20 protein-coding genes, 1 tRNA gene and 1 pseudogene are annotated in these 26,456 nt (G+C 48.0%); 4 read left to right on the plus strand and 18 right to left on the minus strand.

Translation table 11 applies throughout. The annotated features are described in order from the left end of the window. Nucleotides 1-160: 160 nt before the first annotated feature. The 7 genes and pseudogenes from A7Z29_RS06070 to A7Z29_RS06105 form a co-directional block, all read right to left on the minus strand. On the minus strand, nucleotides 161-1,912 hold the full coding sequence (locus A7Z29_RS06070) for a hypothetical protein (RefSeq protein WP_105289942.1): 1,752 nt from the start codon (nucleotides 1,910-1,912) through the stop codon (nucleotides 161-163). A gap of 180 nt (nucleotides 1,913-2,092) precedes the next feature. After that, a protein-coding gene (locus tag A7Z29_RS06075) for an IS3 family transposase (protein ID WP_105289943.1) occupies nucleotides 2,093-3,204 on the minus strand; the annotation gives its coding sequence in 2 pieces (ribosomal slippage) (nucleotides 2,093-2,943 and nucleotides 2,943-3,204; 1,113 coding nt in all). Between the two features lie 293 nt (nucleotides 3,205-3,497). Continuing rightward, on the minus strand, nucleotides 3,498-5,387 hold the full coding sequence (locus tag A7Z29_RS06085) for a DUF262 domain-containing protein (RefSeq protein WP_105289944.1): 1,890 nt from the start codon (nucleotides 5,385-5,387) through the stop codon (nucleotides 3,498-3,500). A gap of 385 nt (nucleotides 5,388-5,772) precedes the next feature. Continuing rightward, nucleotides 5,773-5,990 (minus strand): annotated as a pseudogene (locus tag A7Z29_RS06090) (DinI-like family protein). A gap of 241 nt (nucleotides 5,991-6,231) precedes the next feature. Beyond that, nucleotides 6,232-6,308 (minus strand) — tRNA-Pro (locus tag A7Z29_RS06095). Nucleotides 6,309-6,382: 74 nt separating this feature from the next. Next, nucleotides 6,383-8,143: an LPS biosynthesis-modulating metalloenzyme YejM gene (gene yejM, locus A7Z29_RS06100; protein WP_105289945.1), complete on the minus strand. Its 1,761-nt coding sequence runs from the start codon at nucleotides 8,141-8,143 to the stop codon at nucleotides 6,383-6,385. A 19-nt stretch (nucleotides 8,144-8,162) separates the two neighbouring features. Then, a complete protein-coding gene (locus A7Z29_RS06105) occupies nucleotides 8,163-8,390 on the minus strand; it encodes a YejL family protein (protein ID WP_001135667.1) in 228 nt (75 codons plus the stop codon). Between the two features lie 181 nt (nucleotides 8,391-8,571). Between A7Z29_RS06105 and yejK the strand changes: the two genes are divergently transcribed. After that, nucleotides 8,572-9,579, plus strand: coding sequence for a nucleoid-associated protein YejK (gene yejK, locus A7Z29_RS06110; RefSeq protein WP_000050780.1), 1,008 nt, complete (start codon nucleotides 8,572-8,574; stop codon nucleotides 9,577-9,579). Between the two features lie 163 nt (nucleotides 9,580-9,742). On the opposite strand, the gene rplY is transcribed toward yejK, so the two are convergent. Together rplY and A7Z29_RS06120 are read right to left on the minus strand one after the other, a co-directional pair. Continuing rightward, nucleotides 9,743-10,027 carry a 50S ribosomal protein L25 gene (gene rplY / locus A7Z29_RS06115; protein WP_000494185.1) on the minus strand — a complete coding sequence of 95 codons (285 nt, stop codon included), beginning with the start codon at nucleotides 10,025-10,027 and terminating at the stop codon, nucleotides 9,743-9,745. A 124-nt stretch (nucleotides 10,028-10,151) separates the two neighbouring features. Next, nucleotides 10,152-11,912, minus strand: a complete 1,761-nt coding sequence (locus tag A7Z29_RS06120; RefSeq protein ID WP_000578056.1) for a DEAD/DEAH box helicase — start codon at nucleotides 11,910-11,912, stop codon at nucleotides 10,152-10,154. A gap of 149 nt (nucleotides 11,913-12,061) precedes the next feature. On the opposite strand from A7Z29_RS06120, the gene rsuA reads away from it, so the two are divergent. From rsuA to A7Z29_RS06145, 3 genes are all read left to right on the plus strand, one after another. Further along, nucleotides 12,062-12,757, plus strand: coding sequence for a 16S rRNA pseudouridine(516) synthase RsuA (gene rsuA / locus A7Z29_RS06130; protein WP_024212366.1), 696 nt, complete (start codon nucleotides 12,062-12,064; stop codon nucleotides 12,755-12,757). 27 nt (nucleotides 12,758-12,784) lie between these two features. Beyond that, entirely contained in the window at nucleotides 12,785-13,975 is a 1,191-nt protein-coding gene (gene bcr / locus A7Z29_RS06135; protein WP_000213383.1) for a multidrug efflux MFS transporter Bcr, read from the plus strand. Between the two features lie 332 nt (nucleotides 13,976-14,307). Then, entirely contained in the window at nucleotides 14,308-14,652 is a 345-nt protein-coding gene (locus tag A7Z29_RS06145; RefSeq protein ID WP_000202796.1) for a YejG family protein, read from the plus strand. 3 nt (nucleotides 14,653-14,655) lie between these two features. Here A7Z29_RS06145 and yejF read toward each other — a convergent pair whose 3' ends face one another. From yejF to A7Z29_RS06190, 9 genes are all read right to left on the minus strand, one after another. Then, on the minus strand, nucleotides 14,656-16,245 hold the full coding sequence (yejF, locus tag A7Z29_RS06150; protein ID WP_105289946.1) for a microcin C ABC transporter ATP-binding protein YejF: 1,590 nt from the start codon (nucleotides 16,243-16,245) through the stop codon (nucleotides 14,656-14,658). Nucleotide 16,246: 1 nt separating this feature from the next. Beyond that, nucleotides 16,247-17,272: an ABC transporter permease gene (locus tag A7Z29_RS06155; RefSeq protein WP_105289947.1), complete on the minus strand. Its 1,026-nt coding sequence runs from the start codon at nucleotides 17,270-17,272 to the stop codon at nucleotides 16,247-16,249. Then, complete coding sequence (locus tag A7Z29_RS06160; RefSeq protein ID WP_094323823.1) at nucleotides 17,272-18,366, minus strand: microcin C ABC transporter permease YejB; 1,095 nt, start codon at nucleotides 18,364-18,366, stop codon at nucleotides 17,272-17,274. The genes A7Z29_RS06155 and A7Z29_RS06160 overlap by 1 nt, the downstream gene beginning before the upstream one ends. Further along, nucleotides 18,367-20,181, minus strand: a complete 1,815-nt coding sequence (locus tag A7Z29_RS06165) for an extracellular solute-binding protein (protein WP_105289948.1) — start codon at nucleotides 20,179-20,181, stop codon at nucleotides 18,367-18,369. Between the two features lie 81 nt (nucleotides 20,182-20,262). Beyond that, complete coding sequence (locus A7Z29_RS06170; protein WP_105289949.1) at nucleotides 20,263-21,819, minus strand: cyclic di-GMP phosphodiesterase; 1,557 nt, start codon at nucleotides 21,817-21,819, stop codon at nucleotides 20,263-20,265. A gap of 178 nt (nucleotides 21,820-21,997) precedes the next feature. Further along, on the minus strand, nucleotides 21,998-22,564 hold the full coding sequence (gene mepS, locus A7Z29_RS06175) for a bifunctional murein DD-endopeptidase/murein LD-carboxypeptidase (RefSeq protein ID WP_000241011.1): 567 nt from the start codon (nucleotides 22,562-22,564) through the stop codon (nucleotides 21,998-22,000). A gap of 411 nt (nucleotides 22,565-22,975) precedes the next feature. Then, nucleotides 22,976-23,689: a Kdo(2)-lipid A phosphotransferase gene (lpxT, locus tag A7Z29_RS06180; protein ID WP_010347233.1), complete on the minus strand. Its 714-nt coding sequence runs from the start codon at nucleotides 23,687-23,689 to the stop codon at nucleotides 22,976-22,978. A gap of 38 nt (nucleotides 23,690-23,727) precedes the next feature. Next, entirely contained in the window at nucleotides 23,728-24,714 is a 987-nt protein-coding gene (yeiR, locus tag A7Z29_RS06185; RefSeq protein WP_000198832.1) for a zinc-binding GTPase YeiR, read from the minus strand. A 117-nt stretch (nucleotides 24,715-24,831) separates the two neighbouring features. Next, nucleotides 24,832-26,298, minus strand: coding sequence for a mannitol dehydrogenase family protein (locus A7Z29_RS06190; RefSeq protein ID WP_105289950.1), 1,467 nt, complete (start codon nucleotides 26,296-26,298; stop codon nucleotides 24,832-24,834). Between the last annotated feature and the right edge of the window lie 158 nt (nucleotides 26,299-26,456).

Raw genomic sequence — 26,456 nt, forward strand, 5'->3', positions numbered from 1 at the left:
GAGTTTTATAAATTCATGTTTTCTTCTTCAGGACAACCCATCACCCGCAGGCACCGCCTGCGGGAATTTTGCGACTGTGTTCGTTTTAAATTATAGATGCATCACCTGCTATTCGTGACATACAAACTATGCATTAGCCAGATCTATACTGGATAAGTATTCATTCTAATGCCTTCTCAATGTTTGTATTTATTTCTGATAAGCTATTAATTACACCGTCAAATACAAAATCAAGAGCGTTACTATAACCAATTGCTAAAGTAGCTGAATCAAATCCTAGTTTTGCTAAATGCTCAATTGATTTGTTTACTGCTTCATGAGCTTCAGCATTTCTTAAATCATTATTTATAAAAAACGATGCCACTTTTTTATTTTGAGTTTTAAAATCTGCAAATTCTGTGGCGTGCTTAAGTACAGATGAGTCTTCATTCTGTTCAATAATTGGCTCGATAAGGTTAAGTAATGATTGAAGTAGTTTCAGAGTTTGGAATTTTTCGATGTCTGATTTATTAACACCCATTGCAATTAATAATTTTTTTAAAGAGCCTGATTTAATCTTATTTAAAATCTCATTAATAGTCTTACATCTATTCAAAAAATCCGGTTCTTGCATGTCATTTGGCGCAACAAATGCTAGCTTCTGCAATACTGGATAGTTAGAGATTCCTTCTGATTCTAACTCTGTGCGATTAATTTCTAAAATGTCTGCATTGGATAAAGTAACACCAATACTTCTACCAAGTGCTACAAGATTATCGCTAAGTCTTGCTAGTTCTCTAGCGAATTTAAATGTTTTAGATACAATATGTTCTCCGCTTAAATCATTTTCAGTGATTTGGTTTGGATCCTTAGCATAATCAAAAACATGATAAACCTCCTCTTCAGGAATTCCTCGATACAGCTCATAAAACGGAATTCTGACTAAGTTTCTTCCAACCCTGATGCAATCCCTAAAGGACCATTGTCCACCGTAGCTTGGAGCAACCCTATAAGAATAGCCGTCATAAAATGGAATAGCATCATATGAAGAATCTTTTTCATATTTAGTAAGGAAAGAGTCATTAACCAAGACATATTCATTGTTTCTGATGTCTTTGGCTCTTGAACTCGTCATAGGAGTATCATATCCCGGCCATATTAATTCATCTATATTTAATTTTTTACAAAGTTCAGGCTGAACAGATTGTACACTTCCCCATGCTTGCAATAATATATTGTCCCCATTATCTACTATCTCAAAATCTATCCAAGGCAAATCAAACTTGAAATGTTTTGACCCAGACAATAAGTTAATTACTTCCGTCGTTCTTTGAATACGTGCTTCATAGTAAAAAACACGTACACCAACATAATTTCTCATCCAGAGGTATTTTCTTAGATAATCATTACGCATTGTCCATTTCACATCTTTATTACTTCTAAAGTAATACTCGCTTGACACATCCCCTTGTGCGACTCCATAATCGGGCAAGCTTACCTCATCGAAAATGACTTTTTGCTCAGTGTCACCTATAAGTCTGGGTTTTAGACCAAGCATCATCCATACATCTTCAGCTAAAAAAAATGAAAAGTGAGAACTATCACCCCAAGAAGCTACAATATACTTATAACCTGAAATTGATAAACTATAATCTCTTGCTCCGCCTTTAGACCTACAGTCAGGAGTCGAAAATGAAACTAAACCATTAGTAGACTCCTGGAGAACTTTGATATTATTGATATCTTCTTGTGGTACGGTAGCCATTGTCATATGAGCACACTCATGATTATCTTTAAAAAGATTTTTTTCGTATCTATGTGTGACAATGACCTCTTTCTGTGGATTAGTAATATCCTCTATAGATAATAAATCTTTAAGACCTTGAGGGATCTGATCTACTGGTAAAGGTAATTGTGATATATAGTCAATCATTATAATTTATGCCTTCTATGCTCAGTATTAAATTAAATATTAAATCGAAGTCATCCCCTTGGCAACCTAAATCGTTTGCTGCTAGTACTTCAGTGTAAGATTAATTATGCAATAGTTTGCAATTGAAATATCTTAAGCTGTAGAAAAATCAATCATACTGATACTGTAAATAGACCCGTTTTAGTTCCATGCATTTTTTGAGAACCCGGCCAAATAATGGTGAAGTCGGTATTCCTCCGGTGTCATATTGTTCAGTGATTCATGCGGGCGTTCACAGTTATATTCTGATAACCATTTCTCCGTAATTTCCCGTACTTCATTCAGCGTTCTGAACAGATAAAAATCGAGTATTTCTGTACGGTATGTCCTGTTAAAACGCTCAATGAAAGCGTTCTGCGTCGGCTTACCCGGCTGGATGAACTCCAGTTTTACTGCGTGTATCTCTGCCCATTCAGCCAGCGCCAGAGAGATAAATTCCGGACCATTATCCATGCGCAGCATGACCGGATAACTGCGGTTTGCCGCGATCCTGTCAAGTACACGGACCACTCGCAGAGCTGGCAGATTCAGATCGATTTCAATCGATAACGCCTCACGATTAAAGTCATCAACGACATTGAACGTGCGAAAACGACGGCCACAGGCCAGCGCATCATGCATAAAATCGACAGACCAGCTCTGGTTCAGCGCTTCTGGCGTAGCCAGTGGTGAGGGATTGCGTACCGGCAGTCGTTGTTTGCCCTTACGGCGAAAATTCAGCTTCAGCAGACAGTAAATACGGTGGAGCCTTTTGTGATTCCACGAGTATCCTTGCCGTCGCAGAATCTGGAAAAGCTTCGGAAAGCCGTATCGCGGGTATCGCTCAGCCGCAGCCTGCAGGGCGGCAATAACGGGTTCATCACGCGTGGTATCCGGGCGGTAATGGTAAACCGTTCTGCTCAGGTTCAGACTCCGGCAGGCCTGACGGATACTGAGTCCGAATGTCGTTATCAGATGAGTGACCAGCTCACGCTTAAAGGCTGGTTTTAAAGCTTTTTTTCGATAACGTCTTTCAGCGCCCGGTTCTCCAGACTCAGGTCAGCAAACATCTGTTTGAGACGGCGGTTCTCGTCCTCAAGATCCTTGATTTTTTTAATATCAGAAGCCTCCATGCCGCCGTATCTGGACTTCCAGTTGTAGTAGGTGGCTTCAGAGATACCGGCCTCCCGGCAGACATCTTTAACGGTTCGTCCGGCTTCAACTGACTTAATCACAGCGATGATCTGATGCTCAGTAAAACGGGCTTTACGCATAGCGATCTCCTTCGTTGGCAGATTGATTATGCCGGATGATCTCTAAATATGAATGGCACGATTATGCGGGATACTTACATACCGACTTCACCATTATTTGGCCGGGTTCTCAAAAAATGCATGGAACTAAAACGGGTCTATTTACAATGCGAGCTGATTTTTGAAGACAAGATAAGCGGTACAAAGTCCGAGACCTAGGGCTGACACTGCTGTTCTTGTTGCAAATTAAAGGATTTAATAGTGAGTAGCGGCCTTACTAATGTAAGGCCGCTATAATCATTTTATTAATTGCATTAATCGTGTTTTGGCCATACTTTCAATGCAATTTCCCCCAACTTTTTACCCCGCTCCAGGATTTCATCCTCATCCCATTTATCCTTAACTATAAGTGGAATATTCAGTCGTAGATTGGTGTGGACGATGAGAGCATCACGTTTTTTCAGAAATACAGCATTCTGAACAGAACGGTTTACGCTAAGGTTAAGCAAAGTTAGATTTCCCAACGTAGCTATCGCTTGTTGCCGTTTCCTTACCAGTAGCTGTTCAGGGGTAAGATCGGTTCCAGACAGAACAATTTGGTTCAATACCGTAGCATCTGAATTTGTCACCATATGACCATTTTCGAGAGGCCAACAGGAATACCAACTTTGAGGCATAAGATGATCGATATCGAGATTAGAAAGATTTGGAACATCAGGCTTCTCTGTCTTCACTTGGCGACAAAGTTCTCTTTCAAGTTCCGTTAACATTGAGCGCATTTTCGGTGCGTCGAGTCTGCCAGGATAAAGTGGAGCATTGATGCAAGCGTTGAGAAATTCTGAGTCCCCAGGCCAACGAGAGGCTTCGCCATTTAAGCTATTGAGGATATTACGTAACTCAACACTGGAAATTTCCGTTTTAGACAAGTGCCGCAATACATTCATAAATACATTGTTGTAATTCTTTGGCGTCAGGCCACATACGGCTCTTCGTACTACGTAGGAGACAAGATCATTATACATGGCTGCTTTCTCATCATCGGCGATGTTAGCTATCGAAATGAATAAAGCAAGCGGATAAAGTGTCGTCACATCATAGGCTGCGATGCGATGTCCAAAGTGTGAGATGTGGGTTGTGCCAAAACCACCAACCAATTCTTTATATTGTGATGCATATTGTTTGAGGCGCTTTACTTGCAGATCTGCTCGTTGTGAAGGCAAGTCCTTACTTACATAATCACGATACTCATTGTAAAGACGAGACAGATCGATTTCACGTTGCCTTTCTGATTGCAATGTCGCATGCACTAGCCACTCCATGCGTGGTTTATTAATACGACCACGACGTTGTCTTTCTGACCAGTACGTATCTTCAAAGATCTTCCACTCATTCTCATATAATTCAACAGCATCAATATTTTCATGTTCAGCGCACATAAAAATATAATTGCGAATAAGATCTGTGGCATGAAGTTCCGCACCTCTGCCATTTAATGTTTCAAAAATTATTTGAGCGTCATCTTCAGCCTCGAGAAATATGCTTACTAGTTTCAGATCCGTCAAGACAGCCTCAATTAACGCTACAGCATTTTCTCGTGGTGAGTGATTTTCTATTTTAATCCACTTTATAAAGGCTTCAGTAAAAAAACATAATGCTTCTAGTGATGGCGGGTGATTAAAATGCTTACGCAACGTACCATGCTGCGTGAAACTATCAGAGAATACATTCCGGATATCGTCAATATTTTCAACATTAAAACTTTGAATAAAATGAGTTTGATCCCGAAAAGTTGGCCACAGTTTGAATCGCTCTACTTCTTTATTTCGCATTGTGTCTTCGTTTGAGTTTTTCAGGCAAGGCGAAATGAGAGGCTCTAAGTTGGAAAGATCTGTCGCACGTAATGCTAATCGGATGGATGCCAGAACATATTGAAGAGTGGTCAATCGTTGCTGACCATCAATAATATGTATGGAATCTACACCTAATAATCCTTTTTTTGGTTGAGGTTCCAGTACCACTGCACCAAGGAAATGGGGAGTTGGTTTTGTACCCGAGAGCCGGGATTGTGCTTTCTCTAGGATATCCTCCAGTAGAGCTGACCATTGGTTTCGCTGAGTCCATACATAGGCACGTTGATAGAATGGAACACAGTATTGTCGGCGGTCTTGAAAAAGTTGTTGGACAGTTAGCGTCTCGGATTTCATGGTATACCTGTAAGCGACATTGTACAAAAGTGAGGAGTTAATCTGATTTAGAACAATCATTTTATTTTGCTATGATACAACGTATTTGTTACCGGTTAAGTAAAAAACGCGTCTGAACGCTGACGTTTTAGGGCTTTACTGGTTATTCTTTCTTATCTCTTCATCATCCCATCGGCATCCTGTCGAGGTTGTTGACTTGTTGTTATTTATTTTGTCTAGGCGCTGTTTAATTATTATTGATAGAACTGATGGTGAGAGGTGATTGAAACCGTAGGCACATCGTTTGCAAGGACGTGCTACGACTGGCTGGTGAACTTCCGATAGTGCGAGTATTGAATGATTTCCTACGTGCTAACTAGTGAACAAACAACTCTTCAGTAGACTCTCAGGTATCATTCAGAGTTTCCTGAACGAAAGTTTTAGCTCAATCTTTATCTGCAGTATGTCTAACTGAAAAACTATCGTTGCTGGTGGCTTTTACGATCATCTCCACATCGTCATAACGCTTGCCAATGTGTTGGGTTAATTCTTCCTTTAACGCGTCCACAGCGCCGTTTGGCATTTGGTCATTTTGTCTTTGGCTATGGAGATCTCAATACGCATAACACTTCTTTTGTACTGCGTTTGTAGACAGTATTATTCTTATCTGTGTAAATAAACAGTATCAAGACTTCGTTTTAGCTGCATAAGAAAAAAGAGATGGATACATTCGGAAAGATTTTGATGGTGGTAGGCTAAGTGAATAGCCTAAAGGTGTTTTACCCCAATTATTCCCCGGTATTTCTCCGCATAAAAAACAATCATAAAAAAACCAGCCATAACAGGCTGGTTCTTAAGGGATTTTTGGTCGGCACGAGAGGATTTGAACCTCCGACCCCCGACACCCCATGACGGTGCGCTACCAGGCTGCGCTACGTGCCGACTCGTGGCTGCTTATAGTACCGTTTTCCACACCGATTGCAAGTAAGATATTTTGCTAACTGATTTATAATTAATCAGTTAGCGATGAAACGCTTCTCGTCTGTCAGCACTTGCAATAACAAACTTAACTGTGGTTTTTCGTCTTTCACTCTTTCGCCACGTAAGTTGTAAGTGCGGTATTTACCGTTATTGTTCAGTACCAGCGTCATTTTCGGGGTGGTAATTGCCAGCGTATTGTTATCCGCCGCAGTCACCCAGTAATGACGGCGCTCAGGGTTGAACAAATCCTGACCTTGCGAATATTCGCTCGCCGGTGTGCTGACGTGTAGCAGACGTTGCATCAGCGTGGTCATCAGATCGGTATGGTCGGTCAGGGTATTAATTCGCTGTGCCGGTGTGCCTGGCCAGTGAATCACTAACGGCACCTGAAGATGACCGTGGGACCAGTCAAAGGTTTCTTCCTCTTTGACCAGCGGAATGCCCCGACCGGCAGTAATAATCACCACCGTATTGTCCAGCTTGCCGGACGCTTTCAGCGCATCAAGAACGCGGTTAATCTGGTCATCGACATTACCTGCCGCGCGGCTATATTTCCGTGCAAATGCTTGCTGGTTGCTGTCGTCAATGTTGGTGCCATTGAAAGATACCCATGAGAACCAGCGATTATCTTCTTGCGCGTAGCGGCTCAGCCAGTTGATCCACTGTGTAGCAGTCTGCTCATCGGATTGCGTGCGAACGCTCGGCATTGAGAAGTCTGACAACAATGCCTGACGATACAACGGGCTGGTAAAGCCATCGGATGAGAATAACCCCAGTTGATATCCTTGCTGGTTAAGCGCGGTAATTAATGCCGCAGGTGTACGGGTCGACAGAATGCCGTCCATATAACTTGGCGATATGCCATAGAACAGGCCAAAGATGCCGTTGTCGGTCGTGTTGCCGGAACTCATATGGCGCGTGAACGAAATATTTTGTTCCGCAAAGCCTGCCAGCGCAGGCATCTGCTTCTCAAAGCGTGAGTAGTTCAGTCCATCGACAGTAATCAGCAAGACGTTTTGCCCGGTGCCCATATCGCGGTAGCGCAGTTCGCTTAACGGATACTGTACGGAAACAGCATCTGGATTGCCTTGCTCAATAAGACGGCGTTGATACTCTTGTGCATCAAGCAAGCCATGCTTCTCAAGAAAACGTCGCGCCGTCATCGGGTACGAAAGCGGCAGGTTGGCGCGCTGCATGGTGATCGGGCGATAGAAGTTAGCATCGGCCCAAATATAAACCACATGCGAGGCAATAAAGGCGATGAATAAGAATGCGGCCAGCGGACGGGCGAAGCGCCGACGACGTGTCAGGCTGCGCAGCTTTTGCCAGCTCCACGTCGCAAATACCAGTTCAAGCAATAATATTACCGGCACACTGATGAACATCAGCTGCCAGTCGCGCGCCATCTCATTTTCGTCCGGGTTGATAACCAACTGCCAGACGATGGGATTAAGATGGAGATGGAAACGGGTAAAGACTTCGCTATCGATCAGTAATAGCGTCATTCCCGCTGTTGCCAGAATGACGGACAAAAACCTCATCAGCCTCTGGGAGCCGACAATAAAGGTCAGCGGGAAGAGGATCAGCAAATAGGTGGCGAACACCAGGAAGCTGAAATGACCGATAATGCTTACGTAGGAATAAATACGACCCGCAAGCGTTGTCGGCCAGTCGGCGATAAACAGGTAACGGCTGCCAATGACGAGCGAAAGCAGAATATTGAACAGTGCAAACCAGTGCCCCCAACTGACCATCTGGGAGACTTTTTCACGGTAGCGCTGACGATGAGTTACCATAACCTGTTATCTGTTTCCCTTAGTGCGCTTTGTCTTCGTTGATAGAGGACTGTAAGGCGCGGGCAAAAGAGTTGGCAATCGCCTGGCGCTGAGCCGGGGCAATGCTGGTGTTGATAAGGTTGGTGACCATATTGCCTAACACCATCAGGGAAAGGTCGGTCGGAGCCTTATGTTTTTCCAGTACGTTGAGCAGCTCTGCGAGCAATTGTTCAACCTGTTCATCACTGTAGCGGGAAATTTGTGGCATAAATCGAAATCAGTTAGTTGATGAAAGGGCAACATATTACCGTAGCAACGGTTTTTTTTCTGCTTTTTTATACTTTAAATCATTCGCGTTACGCCACCTTCTGTAAAATGACCGCCATCTTTTATTGCGTCGCTTAACCAGCGGTGGTTGAATACCGCCCGGTCTAAAAGGAGAGTTTATCATGAGTCTGGATATCAACCAGATTGCTCTGCACCAGCTTATCAAGCGTGATGAGCAGAACCTTGAGCTGGTGCTGCGCGATTCATTGCTGGAACCGACGGAAACCGTCGTTGAGATGGTGGCGGAGCTGCATCGTGTCTATAGCGCCAAGAATAAAGCCTACGGTTTGTTTAGCGAGGAAAGTGAACTGGCGCAGACGCTGCGCTTACAGCGTCAGGGCGAAGAAGACTTTCTGGCATTTAGTCGGGCAGCAACTGGTCGCCTGCGTGACGAACTGGCGAAATATCCTTTTGCTGACGGCGGCTTCGTGCTGTTTTGTCACTATCGCTATCTGGCGGTTGAGTATTTGCTGATTTGCGTACTGAACAATTTAAGCAGTATGCGCGTTAACGAAAACCTCGACATCAACCCGACCCATTATCTCGATATTAATCATGCTGATATCGTTGCGCGTATTGATTTGACCGAGTGGGAAACCAATCCAGAATCGACCCGTTATCTCACTTTCCTGAAAGGGCGAGTAGGGCGCAAAGTGGCTGATTTCTTTATGGACTTCCTCGGTGCCAGCGAAGGATTGAATGCGAAAGCGCAAAACCGTGGACTGTTACAGGCGGTCGATGACTTTACCGCCGAAGCGCAACTGGATAAAGCAGAACGGCAGAACGTTCGCCAGCAGGTTTATAGCTACTGTAATGAGCAATTGCAGGCGGGCGAAGAGATCGAGCTGGAGTCGCTGTCGAAAGAACTGGCGGGCGTCAGCGAAGTGAGCTTCACGGAATTTGCGGCTGAAAAAGGCTATGAACTGGAAGAGAGCTTCCCGGCAGATCGTAGCACGCTGCGTCAGTTGACTAAGTTTGCCGGTAGTGGTGGTGGCTTAACCATCAACTTTGATGCAATGCTGTTAGGCGAACGGATTTTCTGGGACCCGGCGACCGATACCCTGACCATTAAGGGCACGCCGCCGAACTTGCGCGATCAGCTTCAGCGCCGGACGTCTGGCGGTAATTAATCGGTTTTACGTAATGAATGCCAGATGCGGCGTGACGCCTTCTCTGGCCTGCAAATAACGGTAATACCTGTATGCCTGATAAGACGCACTGCGTCGCATCAGGCATAATCTGCGGATACAAAAAACCCCGCCGGAGCGGGGTTTTTTACAACTTATTCAGCAATTAAGCGCGAACGAAGTCGATGTGCTGCAGCTTCGGTTTGTACGGGTGACGCTGTACATCCTGAGCTTTAACTTTGATTTCTTTACCGTCAACAACGATGGTCAGAACTTCGCTGTAGAATTCAGCTTTAACTTGCATGTTCATGACTTTGTCGTGATCCAGCTCGATAGCCAGCGGCGCTTCTTTGCCACCGTAGATGATTGCCGGGAACTTGTTAGCGGCACGCAGGCGGCGGCTCGCACCCTTACCCTGCTCTTTACGTACTTCTGCGTTAATAGTAAACATTTCTTTCTCTCTTAAATTAATCCTGCTACAGGCGACCCAGCAACAGGTAAGTGATCTGCTTTGCGTATGCAAAAGCGGGCGAGATTCTATACTCAATCGCCTTATACATCAATCAAAACTACCATTAACCGCGTAATTCATGCGCCCGACGAAAACGACCTTCGTAATCGAACACTTTTTCACGCACTTGCCAGTACTGACCTTTCATTCGCGCAACAACAAAATCCGGATGGCGCAGTAACGCTTGCTGGGCGAGGATATCGGCAGCGGTGATCCAGCGCAGAGGGATGCCCGGTGTGCGCGTATGCGGGCGGATAAAAAGTTGTTCGAAGGCGGTACGCTGGGCGGGCGTTTGCAGACGGAAACGCTCACTCACATCCGCGCCGTCTTCATCGTAATAGGTAATTTTCAACCATTCGCCTTTCTCATCGTGCCCATGCTGCAAAGACATACCGCTACAGCGTAATACCAGCGCGTCTTTCAGTCGTAGCGCCGCTTTTAACATGTCGTCTGGATCAACCAGTACCGTGTCACATTCGCGGCAGCGTCGGGCGGCAATATCGTTTTCCGCGTTACATTGTGGGCAATTTTTAAAACGGAAACGGAAGTCACACTGTTCGCGATGACCGTCGTCATCTTCAAACCACCCCTGACAGCGACGACCAAAGTGTTCAATCAATGTACCGTCGGCGGTCGTTTTGCCCCAGAAGGTGTTGGCAAAACCGCAGGCAGGGCAGAAAACCTGTACCGGAACGTTGTCACTTTTGCCTTTTGGGGTGCCAACTTCTGGCGCGTAGAGATCGTGAGGATTACCCGCATAATCAAGAATTAAGCAATCAGTCTTGCCGGGCGCCAGACGCAGACCGCGTCCGACAATTTGTTGGTAAAGACTCACTGATTCAGTAGGGCGCAGGATGGCGATAAGATCGACGTGCGGGGCGTCAAATCCGGTGGTCAGTACCGCAACGTTGACCAGATAGCGAAAACGCTGGGCTTTAAAATCTTCAATTAATACATCACGTTCAGCGCCGGGTGTGTCACCGGTAATGAGTGCTGCATCTTCGGCGGGCAGCAATCCCACAATCTCTTTTGCGTGTTCAACCGTCGCGGCGAAAATCATCACCCCTTTGCGCGTTGCGGCGAACTCCATAATCTGGCTGATGATGTGCGGCGTAATACGTTGTTGTTTTTTCAGCTCGCGGTTGAGATCGGCTTCGCTGAACAGCCCATTACTCTGTGCCTGCAAGCGGCTGAAATCGTATTGCACTACCGGCATATCAAGCCGTTCTGGTGGCGTCAGATAGCCGTGTTTAATCATATAACGCAGCGGCAGCTCATAAATGCAGTCACGGAAAAGGGCTTTCTCGTCGCCACGTACCATGCCGTGATAATGGAACTGGTAGATCCAGCCTTTGCCCAGCCGAAAAGGCGTGGCGGTCAGCCCCAACAGGCGTAAGTGGGGATTCACTTTTGTCAGGTGAGTAAGGATTTGCTGATACTGGCTCTCTTCATCGTCGCCAATGCGGTGGCATTCATCGACAATCAACAGCGAAAATTCACCCTGAAAGGCATCGAGATTGCGTGCGACCGACTGCACGCTGCCAAACACCACTTTACCGTGGCTCTCTTTACGCTTCAGCCCGGCGGCAAAAATATCGGCTTCCAGCCCCAGAGCCTGATATTTTGCATGGTTTTGCGCCACCAGCTCTTTGACGTGCGCCAGCACCAGCACGCGACCACGCGCCAGCCGTGCCAGTTCCGCTATCACCAGGCTTTTACCTGCACCAGTAGGCAGCACGATAACGGCAGGAGTTTTATGACGACGAAAATGGTTGAGCGTGGCATCCACGGCTTCTTGCTGATATGGACGGAGTGTAAAAATCATGGTCTCGCGTAGGTAGATTATTCTGCTAATAGTATGCCACGGATCTTTTTCTCTTGAGGGAAGTTATTAGACCGCTATACTGGGCGAACAACAGTTCAGATTTTCGGGTCATTACCCGACCTCCGTTTTTTACAGGCAAAATCACACACATGCGACTTGATAAATTTATCGCACAGCAACTCGGCGTTAGCCGTGCTATTGCCGGGCGTGAAATCCGTGCTACTCGTGTCACCGTCGATGGCGAAATCGTCCGCAATGCAGCGTTTAAACTGCTCCCTGAACACAGTGTGGCTTACGATGGAAACCCGCTGGCACAGCAACACGGACCACGTTACTTCATGCTCAATAAGCCTCAGGGCTATGTTTGTTCTACTGACGATCCGGATCACCCAACGGTGCTCTATTTTCTGGATGAACCTGTGGCGTGGAAACTACACGCAGCAGGGCGGCTGGATATCGACACTACCGGCCTGGTGCTGATGACAGATGATGGTCAGTGGTCGCACCGCATTACTTCTCCACGTCATCATTGCGAGAAAACCTACCTGGTGACGCTGGAGTCCCCGGTGGCAGCCGATACGGCAGAGCAGTTTGCTAAAGGCGTGCAGTTACATAACGAAAAAGATCTCACTAAGCCTGCTGTGCTGGAAGTGATTACGCCGACGCAGGTACGTCTGACCATCAGCGAAGGGCGTTATCATCAGGTGAAACGCATGTTCGCCGCCGTGGGTAACCACGTGGTTGAGCTGCATCGTGAACGTATTGGCGGCATTACGCTGGATGCTGATTTAGCACCCGGTGAATATCGTCCATTAACTGAAGAAGAAGTTGCCAGCGTCGTCTAACACTTTAATAACTTTCAGGAGCCCGTTGTGACCACCCGACAGCATTCGTCGTTTGCTATTGTTTTTATCCTTGGCCTGCTGGCCATGTTGATGCCGCTGTCGATTGATATGTATCTGCCCGCGCTGCCAGTGATTTCTGCGCAGTTTGGTGTGCCAGCGGGCAGTACGCAGATGACCCTGAGTACCTATATTCTGGGTTTTGCGTTGGGGCAGTTAATCTACGGGCCGATGGCAGATAGCTTCGGGCGTAAGCCGGTGGTTCTTGGCGGTACGCTGGTATTTGCTGCGGCGGCGGTGGCGTGTGCACTGGCGCAAACTATCGATCAGCTGATTGTGATGCGTTTCTTTCACGGGCTGGCAGCGGCGGCGGCCAGCGTGGTCATCAACGCCCTGATGCGCGACATCTACCCGAAAGAAGAGTTCTCGCGGATGATGTCGTTTGTCATGCTGGTAACGACCATCGCGCCTCTGATGGCGCCGATTGTTGGCGGTTGGGTGCTGGTGTGGCTGAGCTGGCATTACATTTTCTGGATCCTCGCCGTGGCGGCGATTCTGGCTTCGGCGATGATCTTCTTCCTGATCAAAGAAACGTTACCGCCGGAGCGTCGTCAGCCGTTTCACATCCGTACCACCATTGGCAACTTCGCCGCACTGTTCCGCCATAAGCGCGTCCTGAGTTATATGCTGGCCAGCGGTTTCAGCTTTGCCGGGATGTTCTCATTCTTAAGCGCCGGACCGTTTGTCTACATTGAAATTAACCACGTCGCGCCGGAAAACTTTGGTTATTACTTTGCGCTGAATATTGTTTTCTTGTTCGTGATGACCATCTTTAACAGTCGCTTTGTTCGCCGCATTGGCGCGCTGAATATGTTCCGGTCGGGGCTGTGGATACAATTTATTATGGCAGCGTGGATGGTCATCAGTGCGCTGCTGGGGTTGGGGTTCTGGTCGCTGGTGGTTGGTGTGGCGGCGTTTGTGGGCTGCGTGTCGATGGTGTCATCTAATGCGATGGCGGTCATTCTGGATGAGTTTCCCCATATGGCGGGAACGGCATCATCGCTGGCAGGAACCTTCCGCTTTGGTATTGGCGCCATTGTCGGTGCATTGCTCTCCCTTGCGACCTTTAACTCCGCATGGCCGATGATCTGGTCGATTGCGTTCTGTGCGACCTGCTCCATTCTCTTCTGTCTGTACGCCAGTCGGCCGAAAAAACGGTGATCTATTGCACAACGGGGAAGCTAAAAGGCTTCCTTTGTTGATGCATGTCAACCACAAATCCATCATTCCCCCGATATATGTTTATTTTATGTAAAATCAATTTATGTAAAAAGTCACATCATTGTAGTTAAAAAGGTTGAGTTAGATCGCAGAAACGGGTACATATAGCCCCGCAAACGCGACCACGCCCGCAGATATTATTTAAATCAGAGCCATAGAGGCCACGCAGGCGAGGCATCAATCTTTACGATCTGTTTAAAGACGGGTTGTTGTTGATGTGTTAAAATTGATGTAAATAAATTGTGAAGTAAATGTGCTTCCGGGGAAAATAAGTGACTTCATTACAACTCTCAATCGTCCATCGACTGCCGCAGAACTATCGCTGGTCTGCTGGTTTCGCAGGTTCGAAGGTTGAACCGATTCCGCAAAATGGACCGTGCGGTGACAACAGCCTGGTGGCGCTTAAATTGCTTAGCCCGGATGGTGATAATGCATGGTCGGTGATGTACAAACTAAGCCAGGCGTTAAGCGACATTGAAGTTCCATGCTCGGTACTGGAGTGTGAAGGTGAGCCGTGCCTGTTTGTAAATCGCCATGATGAGTTTGCGGCGACATGCCGATTGAAAAATTTTGGTGTGGCAATTGCCGAGCCCTTCTCAAATTACAATCCTTTTTAAGCGTCAGCTTAACGCCAGTAGCTGACGCGTATACTCCTGCTGTGGTGCGGCAAATACGCGTGCGCACGGCCCTTGTTCCACCACTTCCCCTTGTCGCAGTACGATAACCTGATGACATAACGCGCGGACAACGTGCAAATCGTGGCTGATAAACAAATAGGCCAGTTGATGCTTTTGTTGCAATGATTTCAATAGCGTCAATATTTGCGCCTGTACCGTTTTGTCGAGCGACGATGTTGGCTCATCAAGAATAATCAGTGAAGGCTTAAGAATCAACGCTCTGGCAATCGCTATGCGTTGTCGTTGCCCCCCGGAAAACTCTGCCGGATAGCGGTGGCGTGTTTCAGGATCTAACCCCACTTCATGCATCACGGCTATCACTTGTTGTTCGCGTTGTGCGGCAGAAAGCGTCGGCTGGTGAACCCGTAAGCCTTCCTCAATAATCTGCAAAACGTTGAGTCGTGGGTTGAGCGAGGAGTTTGGATCCTGAAATACCACCTGAATGCGATGACGAATAGGTAACAGCTGGCGGCGATTTAAATTTTGCAATGGCTGACCGTCAAAGACGATGCTGCCCTGAGAGTTAATCAGTCGCAGCAGCGCCAGTCCTGTCGTGCTTTTCCCGGAACCGGACTCGCCCACTAAACCCAGCGTTTCACCTGCCCGTAGCGTAAAACTGATGTCTTTCACTACCACGTTATGATCGACAACGTGTTTCAAAATCCCTTTGCGAATGGGGAAGGCAACCTGAAGCTGTTCAACATCAAGCAGCGTTGAGGCTGGTTCTGGCAACGGCACCGGGTCGCCTGACGGCTCGCTGTTGAGTAGCTTTTGCGTGTAAGGATGAACAGGAGAGGCAAATAGCGCAGTGGCGTTATTTTGCTCCACGCAGTGACCGTTTTGCATCACTGCCACGCGGTGAGCCAGTTTTCTGACGATGCTGAGGTTATGAGTAATAAACAGCATCCCCATATTCAGTTCATGTTGCAGTTCGCGCAACAACTGTAAAATCTGCGCCTGGACAGAGACGTCCAGTGCGGTAGTCGGTTCATCGGCAATTAATAATTCCGGTCGCGTTAACAGCGCCATCGCAATCATCACCCGCTGGCGTTCGCCGCCTGAGAGCTGATGAGGGTAATCTGCCAGTCGTTTTGCTGCCTGACGGATACCGACGCGATCAAGGCAATTTAATATCTCGCCACGTGCCGCTTCTCGTCGCATCCCGCGATGGAGTGAAAGCACTTCATAAAGCTGTTTTTCCAGAGTATGCAATGGATTTAACGACACCATTGGCTCCTGGAAGATCATGGCTACCTTATTACCGCGTACGCCGCGCAACGTTTGCTCGCTGGCATGAAGTAGCGATTCGCCATGAAAACGAATATCTCCAGCAAGATATTCTACCGGCGGGGAAGGGAGCAGACGTAAAATCGACAGCGCAGTAACGCTCTTGCCAGAACCTGACTCGCCCACCAGCGCCAGCGTTTCGCCAGCCTCAATCTGTAGTGAAACATCATTCACTACGGTACGGACAGTTTGCTGATGGCGAAAACCCACCGACAAGTTTTCAATCGCTAACAGAGTTTGCGTCATACTACACCGCCTTATTAGGATCAAATGCGTCGCGGACGGCTTCACCAATAAAAATCAGCAAAGACAATAATATCGCCACCGACAAGAAGGCGGTGATCCCAAGCCACGGGGCCTGGAGGTTATTTTTCCCTTGTAACAGCAGTTCGCCGAGCGACGGTGAACCGAGCGGCAGACCGAAGCCGAGGAAATCGAGCGAGGTCAGGGTAGTTATTGAACTGCATAAAATAAACGGTAAAAAGGTAAGGGTAGCGACCATGGCATTTGGCAACATATGACGCAGAATGATACTGCGATCGCTGACGCCAAGCGCCTGCGCCGCGCGGATGTAGTCGAAATTACGGGTACGTAAAAACTCCGCCCGCACCACACCGACCAGACTCATCCAGCCAAACAAGACAGTAATTGCCAGCAGCCACCAGAAGTTAGGCTGTACGACGCTGGAAAGTAAAATGATCAAAAACAGCGTCGGCATTCCCGACCATACTTCAATAAAGCGTTGTCCCCAAAGATCGACTTTACCGCCGTAATAGCCTTGTAGCGCCCCCGCCAGCACGCCCATCACGCTGGAGCAGAGGGTCAGCATCAGGCCAAACAGAACTGAGATCCGCGTGCCATAGAGAATACGTGCCAGCACATCGCCGCCGTTGGCATCCGTTCCCAGCCAGTTTTGCCGGGAGGGGGGAGAAGGGAAGGGCTTATCGGTAGCAAAGTTGATACTGGTAGCATCAAAGCGAATCGGTGCCCACAGTACCCAGCCGTTATTTTCCAGCCGTTGCTTCAGCCACGGGTCCTGATAATCTGCCTGGCTTGCCAGCGGACCGCCAAAATCGCTTTCGCTGTAGTTTTTCAGCAACGGGAAATACCAGCTGCCGTCATAACGCACCAGCAACGGTTTATCGTTGGCGATAAGTTCAGAACACAAACTCAAACCAAACAAGACGAGGAAAATCCATAACGACCAGTAGCCGCGACGGTTATGGCGAAAACGCGCCCAACGGGCCTGATTGACGGGGCTGAGTCGCGACATTAACGTCCCTCAAAATCAATACGCGGATCGACCAGCGTATAGCTGATATCACTGACGATATTCAGCAGCAGGCCAATTAGGGTGAAAATATACAAGGTGCCAAACATCACCGGATAATCGCGCGAGACGGTCGCTTCGTAGCCCAGTAAGCCGAGGCCATTGAGCGAAAACATCACCTCAATCAACAGCGAACCGGTGAAAAACATGCTGATAAACGTCGCCGGAAAACCGGCAATCACCAGCAGCATGGCGTTACGAAACACATGTTTCCAGAGAATATTTTTCTCACTGACCCCTTTCGCACGCGCGGTAACCACGTATTGCTTGCGCACTTCATCAAGGAATGAGTTTTTGGTCAGCATCGTAAGTGCCGCAAAGCCGCCAATCACTGTCGCCAGCACGGGTAACGTGATATGCCACAGATAATCAGTGATTTTCTGATACCACGGCAGCGAATCAAAGTTAGCGGAAACCAAGCCGCGTAGAGGGAACAGGTCGAAATAGCTGTCGCCTGCGAAGAAGACAATCAGCAAGATGGCAAATAAAAAGGCCGGAATGGCGTAACCGATGATGATAAATGCGCTACTCCAGACGTCAAAGCGGCTCCCATTATAAACAGCTTTGCGAATGCCTAACGGAATCGACACCAGATAGATAATCAGCGTGCTCCATAATCCGAGGGTGATGGAAACCGGCAGACTGTCTTTAATCAGCGTCAGCACCGAGGCGCTGCGAAACAAGCTGTCGCCAAAATCAAAGCGGATGTAGTCCCAGAGCATTTTGAAGTAACGTTCGTGGATCGGCTTATCGAAACCGTAGCGATGAGTGATCTCGGCGATCACTTCTGGATCTAATCCGCGTCCGCCACGGTAATTACTGTCGCTGATATTGCCGACGCCCGTTTGCGCATGGCTGGCACGAACACCTTCACCGCCTGCGCCGGGTAATACTCCGGCATTACCAAACTCAATGGCGGCGATGGCCTGGTCGACCGGACCGCCAGGCGCAATTTGCACGATGAAAAAGTTGATGGTGATAATCGCCCATAACGTTGGGATCACCAGCAACAGACGGCGAATCAGATAAGCGCCCATCTACTCTCCCTGTTGTCTGGCTGACGGCAGTTTGGCCGCTTTATTGACGTCATACCACCAGGTATCGATACCGAGGCTGTAAATAGGGCGCACAGCGGGTTGGGAGAATTTATCCCACCAGGCGAGACGGTCTTCCGCCATGTACCACATTGGCAGCATGTAATAATTCCACGTTAATACGCGATCCAGTGCGCGCCCTAACGGCAGTAATTTTTCTTTATTTCCCTGCGCGGCAATAATCTGGTTGATCAGCGAGTCGATAACCGGACTTTGCACGCCGGGTGCATTATAAGTGGAATTGATATATTCCGATGACCAGGAAATCTGTAAATCGGAACTGGGCCACGGCATTGCTCGCCACACGCGCGGCATCATGTCATAGTCGCGACTGCGCATTCGGTTGGTAATTTGCGAGTTATCCACCTTGCGAATGTCCATACTGATACCCAGCCGTTGCAGGCTGTGCTGGAACGGCAATACCCACTGACTATTGCTGCTCGAAGGCAGCAATAACTCAAAGCTGAGCGGTTGACCCGTTGTGGTATTTACGCGTTGCTGGCCCTTCAGCACCCAGCCCGCTTCGTTGAGAAGTTTGTCGGCTTTTAACAGGTTGTCACGATCGTAGCCATCGCCTTTGGATACCGGCGGCTGGTAGATTTGCGTGAAGACTTCTGGTGGTAACTCTTTTTTCATCGGCGCCAGAAGCACCAGTTCAGCTGCGTCCGGGTAATTTCTGGCCGCGTATTCGGTATTCTGAAAATAACTGTTCGTGCGACTCCAGGCATTGTAAAACAACGCCTTGTTCATCCATTCAAAGTCAAAGGCGAGAGTGATCGCTTCCCGGACCCGGCGATCGCTGAATACCGGACGCTGAATGTTAAACGCCAGCCAGCGCGTATCCTGTGCCGACTCGTTCTTTTGTTCGTCTTTGATAATGTATTTTTTGTCGAAATTTTTACCGGTATAGCGCGTGGCCCAGTTTTTGGCGTCGTTTTCCATACGCAAATCAAAAGCACCGGCTTTAAATGCTTCAAAAGCGACATTATCATCGAGGTAATAATCGTAGCGAATGGTGTCGAAATTCCAGCGCCCACGGTTTACCGGTAAGTTTGCCGCCCAGTAATCTTTCACGCGGGAATAAACAATATTCTGCCCCATTTTCCAGGACGTAATTCGGTACGGACCACTGGCAAGCGGAGGCGTGGCGAGCGGGTCACTAAGTTTGTGATCTTTCCAGTACTTTTCTGGAAATACCGGCAGCGAAAACAGACTCAGCATATCTTCTTTACCGGGTTTGGCTAATTCAATGCGCACGGTTAACGGCGCAATGGCTTTAACGGTAGTGCCTTTATAAACCAGACGAAATTGCGGCACGCCTTCGGTCATAAATTTTTGAAAAGTGAATTCAACATCGCGGGCAGTAATAGGCGAACCGTCATGAAAACGGGCACGCGGATTAATGGCGACTTCCACCCAGGAATAATCGTCAGCATAGCGCGCGCTTTCGGCAATCAGCGGGTAATAACTGCCTGGCTCGTCATCGGAGGTGGTAAATAGCGTGTCGTACAACTGCTCGGTGCGTGCGCCGGGGTTGCCGCGCAATGCATAACGGTTGAAATTATCGAAGGTGCCGAGGGCTGACAACGTTATCTGCCCACCTTTTGGCGCGGCGGGGTTCACATAATCAAAATGGTTGAAATTAAACGCGTACCGGGGTTCTCCCAGCACTGCAAAGGCATAGCTTTCCTTGATAGCCTGCGCCTGCGCACCAAAGGTGAACAGAGCGATAAACAGCAGCAGTATGCGCACAATCATCTGCAACGGATTTCCTTTTACTCATCATTAGCCGCAATCCGGCATACTTTCACTATGAATAATAAGGGACGCACGCACACCTTACCACTGTGGCGTATGAGGTTTCTCCAGCCAGCGGATAAAATCATCCAGCGGCAGGGGGCGACTAATCCAGTAACCTTGCAGGAAATTAACGCCACGTTCGCGCAGCCAGCGCGCCTGTTCCGGTGTTTCGACCCCTTCAGCAACTGTCAGCATATTGAGACGTTTCGCCAGCGTCAGCACCGCGTCAAGTACGGGTGAGGTGACCGTTTCCGTACCTATGGCGTTGATAAAGCCACGGTCAATTTTCAGGTAATCGAGCGTGAAACGTTCCAGATAAATAAGCGCGCTGTGCCCGGTGCCGAAGTCATCAATAGCAATTTCTACGCCGACTGAATGCAGCCAGGCGAAGAGTTGCGTGGCTTCTTGCTCTTTCAGCATATCGCGCTCGGTAATTTCCAGCACAATCTGGAAATGGTGTGCGGGCAGGGAAGTGAGCAGTTTTTGGATATCTGCTTTAAAGCTCTCGCTGTGCAGATGATCCGGCGCGATGTTAATGCCAAATTTCACGCCCACCGGCAGTATGTTTTCTAATTCTGCGGCATCACGAGCAATCAGCTCAAACAGATGCTGGGTGAGAGGTACAATCATCTTTTGCGATTCGGCATAGTGAATGAAGGCGTCCGGGGGAATTTCACCCACTACCGGGTGACGCCAGCGTAGCAGTACTTCCAGGCCAGTTACCCGCAGTGTTTGCGTATTAACCACCGGTTGATACACCACGTAAAATTGCTCACGTTTGATGGCCATCATAATTTCTCTGCCTGGGCGCATGCGCACGCTCATCAGGTAATAGCAGAGCAGGCCAACGACAGTTCCACTCATACCACCCAGTAGAAACGCGTACCACACATCGTTCCATGTCCAGTCATCAGCATAAAGCCGAACGGTCAGCGGAAGGCCTGCAATTTTGGTTTCACGTACCGGCGTGCCGGTTAACTCACGGACGTTCATCAAATGCGACGTAAAAGTCGATAGCGCAGTATCACCAATAATGAGCGCGATACCGTTGAAATCTTGCTGGTGATAGCTATAGAAAATATACGGCGTCAGGTTCAGATTCAATGCTGCAAAAACGCCGCTATTTTTTAATAAAGGGTTACGATACCAGATGACGATCGTTGGTTTATTGGGCACCATCGGTGTGCCTGGCAATATTGCCATATCAATATCTTTGCCGATGTTTAGTGCCGGAATCAGTTCACTGAGTGGGATGTCCATCTCACCAGTTGCAGAAGAACAGAAGCTCTTTTTATCCTTTACCAGCACAAACGTTCGCACGTTCATGCTAAATGCTGCGCGTGCAGTCAGCTCCGGGTTAGCTTGCTGGCAGGTATCTAAGGTAAGCGGCTGGAGCCTGTCAGTGGTGGATTTCAGGTCGGCAAAATAGGTATTGAGATATTTTTGTACGTCGCTAATCAAGGTGTCGTATTTGACTTCGTGTTTATGCCAGGCCACTAAAAACTGAAGGCAGCTGACCAGTATCGCAATCATCACGCCCGCAATAATGCAGGTGAGCAGGATCTTACGTCCAGAAGAGGGAGCTCGTATGAACATGGTTCCGATAATATCCTGAAAATACGACAACACTAAAAGGAAAGAATGACGGGACTATAGCCTGGTTCAAGATGTGGAAACATCATTTTCTCGGATGAGAAAAACCAAAAAGCACTGCCTAAGCAGTGCTTTTCGTTAACTCGTCAGGATAGCCAAGGGATTGCATCCAAACGATTTATTAGCTACGGCTGAGAACCCGACGTGCTTCGTTGTAACGCTTCTTCCAGTACGGCTCATTCATGCTGGAAATAATTACACCACTGCTGGTGGATGCGTGAACAAACTGATTATTACCGATATAAATACCAACATGGCGTCCGGTTGAACCCGCGCGGAACAGGACTAAGTCGCCTGTACGCAAATTACTACGGGAAACTGATTTCCCCATTTCCTGCTGTTCATACGTTGAACGCGGAAGCTCTAAGCCAAATTGTTCACGGAATGTACGTTGTACGAAACCAGAACAATCGATACCTTTTTTGGTGCTGCCGCCCAGACGATAACGAACGCCTTTCCAGTCAGCATACTGATCCATAATTCGCGATTTCACGTCGACATTACGAACCAGGTTTTCAAATTCATCCTGAGAAGCTTGCAGTGATGATGTTTCACTACCCACTGCACGTGTCTCAGGATGCATATTCTTTGCGGTGTTGTTTGCACTACATGCAGAAAGCAGAACCGCTACTGCAATCGCGGGAATGCCGCGCAAGATATATCTCAAAATCGGTTGAGATTTGACCATGTTGTTTGTTTTCCCTTGAAGTCCTTAACGATAAATATCGTTATAAAAAATGCCAAGCGACACGAGACTAATTACCTGGGCATGTTGAAACAATTCCTTAAGGCCAAATCTGTGGACTAACGCACAAAATTATATGCTGTGAGGATAATTTAACGCCGAGGCAAAACGAGTCCGAGATTACCCGATTGGCGCGGTCTTGGCGAGCGGTTTTACATGATTTTTTATAAGAAAAAGTGATACAGAAAGTTAATAAGTGGGATTGGTCAATTAAAGAACGATTGTGCGAAAAACATGCAACCTATTCATTTGCTTAAAGAATGAGCATTGTATTCGATGAATGAAAGCAATCGTGCGCATCATCAGGATTATCCTTACTATAAAAATAAACCTGATGATGTTAATTACTGTGAGTTATTTGTTTTGGAAATGTTTGCTTTTTCCCGGTAGTGATTTGTCAAAAAAGGTGATTAATCGATCACTTAATGGCGTCAACAGCACCCAGGGTAAACCGATCAATATCACGGTCATGGAGCCGACAATGATATCGGTAAACCAGTGCGCGCCAATCATTACTCTGGGAAATGCAAAAACCACAAAAATAATAATGCCGATAAGACCTGCGACTTTTCCGAAATAGCGCCACATAAAGGCGGAAAAAATAAGTAACATCATGCCGTGATCGCCGGGAAAGCTATCTCGTGATGCATCTTTCGTGGGTACAGGTAGCAGTTCGCTGACGCGGTTAATATCTGTAAAGGTTAATGTCGGGCTGGCCCGTTTTACCGGAATTAATGCCTGACCCAGCTGGTTTAATACCACTGCGGTTAACAGCATGACCAGACCAATAATTACGATACGTCGTCTGCCAGGGGCATTTTCTTTCAGCCAGAAACTCAGCATCAACATTCCCATCGTCAGCAGTGAACAACCGTCGAAAGCGCGATTGTTGGTCAATGCAACCAGCCACAAAAAGGCCTTACTTTCGACCAGTTTCTGATTAAAGAAATAAAAAATATTCGTATCAATCGATAACCAGAATCCATGATTAACGGGTATGTACCAGGAAAGAAACAGCACGAGGCCGACAATGTTCAACAACACTATTTGCGGCAAATTTTTAATCATATTTTCTCTAATTATCTTACTGAAAAACGCAGGCAACCTTACGCGGTGGTCGCTAAACGAAGCTTCAACAGCGCGCTTTGTAAGGCGTTCCAGTCAGTTTCGCTACTGGAAATCAGCTCAATACGGCTATCCGGTGGTGCAACGTTTTGCGTTTCAATGTGCAGGTCATCGCCCTGACGGTTGATTCGCACAAGGCCTTCCGGAATGCGCATAACGCCTTTCACTCGCTCTACTGGTGCAAGTCGTGCCCATTCCAGAATGCCGATGGTGTCGAACACCGTATCAGCGTCGAATATCCAGCCACAGGCCTGATGTCCTTGTCCGCTGTTCAGACTGCGACGCCAGCGTTGATGTTCTGGCAGGCTTAACGCCGCTAACCCTTTTTTCACGCCATGCTGATGTGAATGGGCGGCGCTGGCAGGCAACTCAGTTAAATTGCGACGGGGTAAATCCAGAAGATGACCTTCAATTTGCCCATGTTCGCTGTGAATTAATTGCCGATCGCCACCATTTTGTTGCCACCAGCGTTGCAACGCTTGCTCGCTTTCGGGCGTCGCGCGGTCGGATTTATTGGCGACAATGATGTCTGCGGCAGCCAACTGGTCACGGAAGTTTTCATTATTGACACTTTTTTCATCCAGCAGCAGGCGTGGATCGAGAATACACAACGTGGCGCGCAAGTCGATCCACGGTTCATAAACTGGTGCGGTTAACAGATCGAGGATCTGTTTCGGATGGCCCAGCCCGGTTGGCTCTATCAACAAGCGGTCTGGTTTTCCCTGACGCAGTAAGGTATTCAGACCTACCTGCATGGGTAAACCATTAACGCAGCACATGCAGCCGCCGGGGATCTCTTTCAGCAATGCGCCGCTATCGGCGAGCAAAGCGCCATCAATTCCGACTTCTCCAAATTCATTAACCAGCACCGCCCATTTTTCGTTGGGATCTTTATGGGCTAATAGATGAAGAATCGACGTGGTTTTCCCGCTGCCGAGAAAACCGGTGATGAGGTTGGTCCTGGTCACAGCGGCTCCGCAATACTCTGATAAGTTAACTGTGCGTTAATCCTGGCTAAAAAAGGCAGAAAAGAGAAGGGGAGAGCGGACGAAGACGGGCTTCATCCGCTTTAACCGCAGAAATCGTTAAATTTTGAGAGTGTTTAATAGCGCCTGATGCGCCCCAAACTGCGCGATTTGTTGCCAGGCTTCTTCGATAGCCTGCACAAAATGCGGGTTATTTGGCAGGTCATCACCGAAAACTTCACGCAGGGAAAGCAGGGCGGTTACGCGTTGTTCATTGCTGCTGCCCGCGACCAGGTCGCGAATTTTATCGCTAAGCGGATCGCGAACATCAATAGCATTTCCGGCATCATCAACACCGCTCACATAGCGCATCCAGCCAGCAACGCCTAATGCCAACAATGACCAGTTCGTTCCGCGCGCCAGATGTATGCGAATGCCTGCCAGCATACGCTGCGGTAATTTCTGGCTGCCATCCATCGCGATTTGCCAGGTCTTATGTTTCAGCGCCGGGTTAGCAAAACGTGCAATTAACTTATCCGCATATTGTGTTAAATCGACATCTTTGATCCGCAGCGTCGGCGCTTGCTCATCCAGCATTAATGTTCTGGCGGCATGGAGAAATGCGCGATCCTGCATACAATCACTGATATGGGCGAATCCTGCGAGATAACCCAGATAAGCGAGAAAAGAGTGACTACCATTAAGCATACGCAGTTTCATCTCCTCCCACGGCAGAACATCATTGACCATCTGCACGCCAGCGACTTCCCAGGCAGGGCGCCCCGCGACGAAGTTATCTTCCACCACCCATTGGATAAACGGCTCGCAGCTAATCGCACAGGGATCATTCACGCCCAGATGCTGGCTAATTTCCGCCAGTGATTCGTCTGTTGCTGCCGGGACAATGCGGTCTACCATGGTTCCCGGAAAGCTGACGTGATCTTTTATCCATTCCGCAAGTTCTGGCGAACGTTTTTCCGCCATCCCCAGCACCGCGTTTTTCACCACATGGCCATTATCGGGAATGTTGTCGCAGGAGAGCACGGTAAACGGGGCAAGGCCGCGTTCACGGCGGCGCTTTAGTGCTTCGACGAGAATGCCTGGCGCGGAGTGAGGATCTTCGGGACTTTGAAGATCGTGAACGATACGTGGATTGCTGATGTCGAGTGTGCCGGTAGCCGGGTCGATGCAATAGCCTTTTTCGGTAATCGTCAGGGAAACAATCGCCACCTGCGGCTCGCAAAACTTCTCAATAATCGCCGCTAAGGAATCCAGTTTTGCATTCAGGCACTCGCGAACGGCTCCAATAATAATAGCCTGGTTGCCGTCTGCGCCTTTCTCTAACACGGTGTATAAATGATCCTGCGCGCGAAGCTGGCTCATCAACTGATCGCCACTGAACAGGCTGATTTCACAGATCCCCCAGTCGCCGCCCTGGGCATTCAGCACACGGTCGGTTAATAGCGCCTGATGCGCACGGTGGAAGGCTCCAAATCCAAAATGAACGATACGAGATTTCAATTGTTGCCGATCGTAGCGGGGCGAGTGTACATGCTGCGGGAGCGTAACGGAGGCGATTGTATTCATAGGAGTCACGTCTTAGTAACGATTAATTAACAACGACAGTGTAAAGTTATATGACAGCAATTGAAATTGGTCTGGATTGTTAATGCGATGAAGTGTGAGGGCGATCAATTTAGTGGTGAATATTGCGGGAGAACGATGTTCAGGAAGCGCAAAATAGA

Source organism: Escherichia sp. MOD1-EC6842, from assembly GCF_002965705.1.
Classification (GTDB): Bacteria; Pseudomonadota; Gammaproteobacteria; order Enterobacterales; family Enterobacteriaceae; genus Escherichia; species Escherichia ruysiae.

Excerpts from the sequence above, each read along its gene's own strand:
- A7Z29_RS06070 (WP_105289942.1), bottom strand. The coding sequence starts at position 1,912 with ATGATTGACTATATATCACAATTACCTTTACCAGTAGATCAGATCCCT.
- A7Z29_RS06085 (WP_105289944.1), bottom strand. The coding sequence starts at position 5,387 with ATGAAATCCGAGACGCTAACTGTCCAACAACTTTTTCAAGACCGCCGA.
- yejM (WP_105289945.1), bottom strand. The coding sequence starts at position 8,143 with ATGGTAACTCATCGTCAGCGCTACCGTGAAAAAGTCTCCCAGATGGTC.
- A7Z29_RS06105 (WP_001135667.1), bottom strand. The coding sequence starts at position 8,390 with ATGCCACAAATTTCCCGCTACAGTGATGAACAGGTTGAACAATTGCTC.
- yejK (WP_000050780.1), top strand. The coding sequence starts at position 8,572 with ATGAGTCTGGATATCAACCAGATTGCTCTGCACCAGCTTATCAAGCGT.
- rplY (WP_000494185.1), bottom strand. The coding sequence starts at position 10,027 with ATGTTTACTATTAACGCAGAAGTACGTAAAGAGCAGGGTAAGGGTGCG.
- A7Z29_RS06120 (WP_000578056.1), bottom strand. The coding sequence starts at position 11,912 with ATGATTTTTACACTCCGTCCATATCAGCAAGAAGCCGTGGATGCCACG.
- rsuA (WP_024212366.1), top strand. The coding sequence starts at position 12,062 with ATGCGACTTGATAAATTTATCGCACAGCAACTCGGCGTTAGCCGTGCT.
- yejF (WP_105289946.1), bottom strand. The coding sequence starts at position 16,245 with ATGACGCAAACTCTGTTAGCGATTGAAAACTTGTCGGTGGGTTTTCGC.
- A7Z29_RS06155 (WP_105289947.1), bottom strand. The coding sequence starts at position 17,272 with ATGTCGCGACTCAGCCCCGTCAATCAGGCCCGTTGGGCGCGTTTTCGC.
- A7Z29_RS06160 (WP_094323823.1), bottom strand. The coding sequence starts at position 18,366 with ATGGGCGCTTATCTGATTCGCCGTCTGTTGCTGGTGATCCCAACGTTA.
- A7Z29_RS06165 (WP_105289948.1), bottom strand. The coding sequence starts at position 20,181 with ATGATTGTGCGCATACTGCTGCTGTTTATCGCTCTGTTCACCTTTGGT.
- A7Z29_RS06170 (WP_105289949.1), bottom strand. The coding sequence starts at position 21,819 with ATGTTCATACGAGCTCCCTCTTCTGGACGTAAGATCCTGCTCACCTGC.
- mepS (WP_000241011.1), bottom strand. The coding sequence starts at position 22,564 with ATGGTCAAATCTCAACCGATTTTGAGATATATCTTGCGCGGCATTCCC.
- lpxT (WP_010347233.1), bottom strand. The coding sequence starts at position 23,689 with ATGATTAAAAATTTGCCGCAAATAGTGTTGTTGAACATTGTCGGCCTC.
- A7Z29_RS06190 (WP_105289950.1), bottom strand. The coding sequence starts at position 26,298 with ATGAATACAATCGCCTCCGTTACGCTCCCGCAGCATGTACACTCGCCC.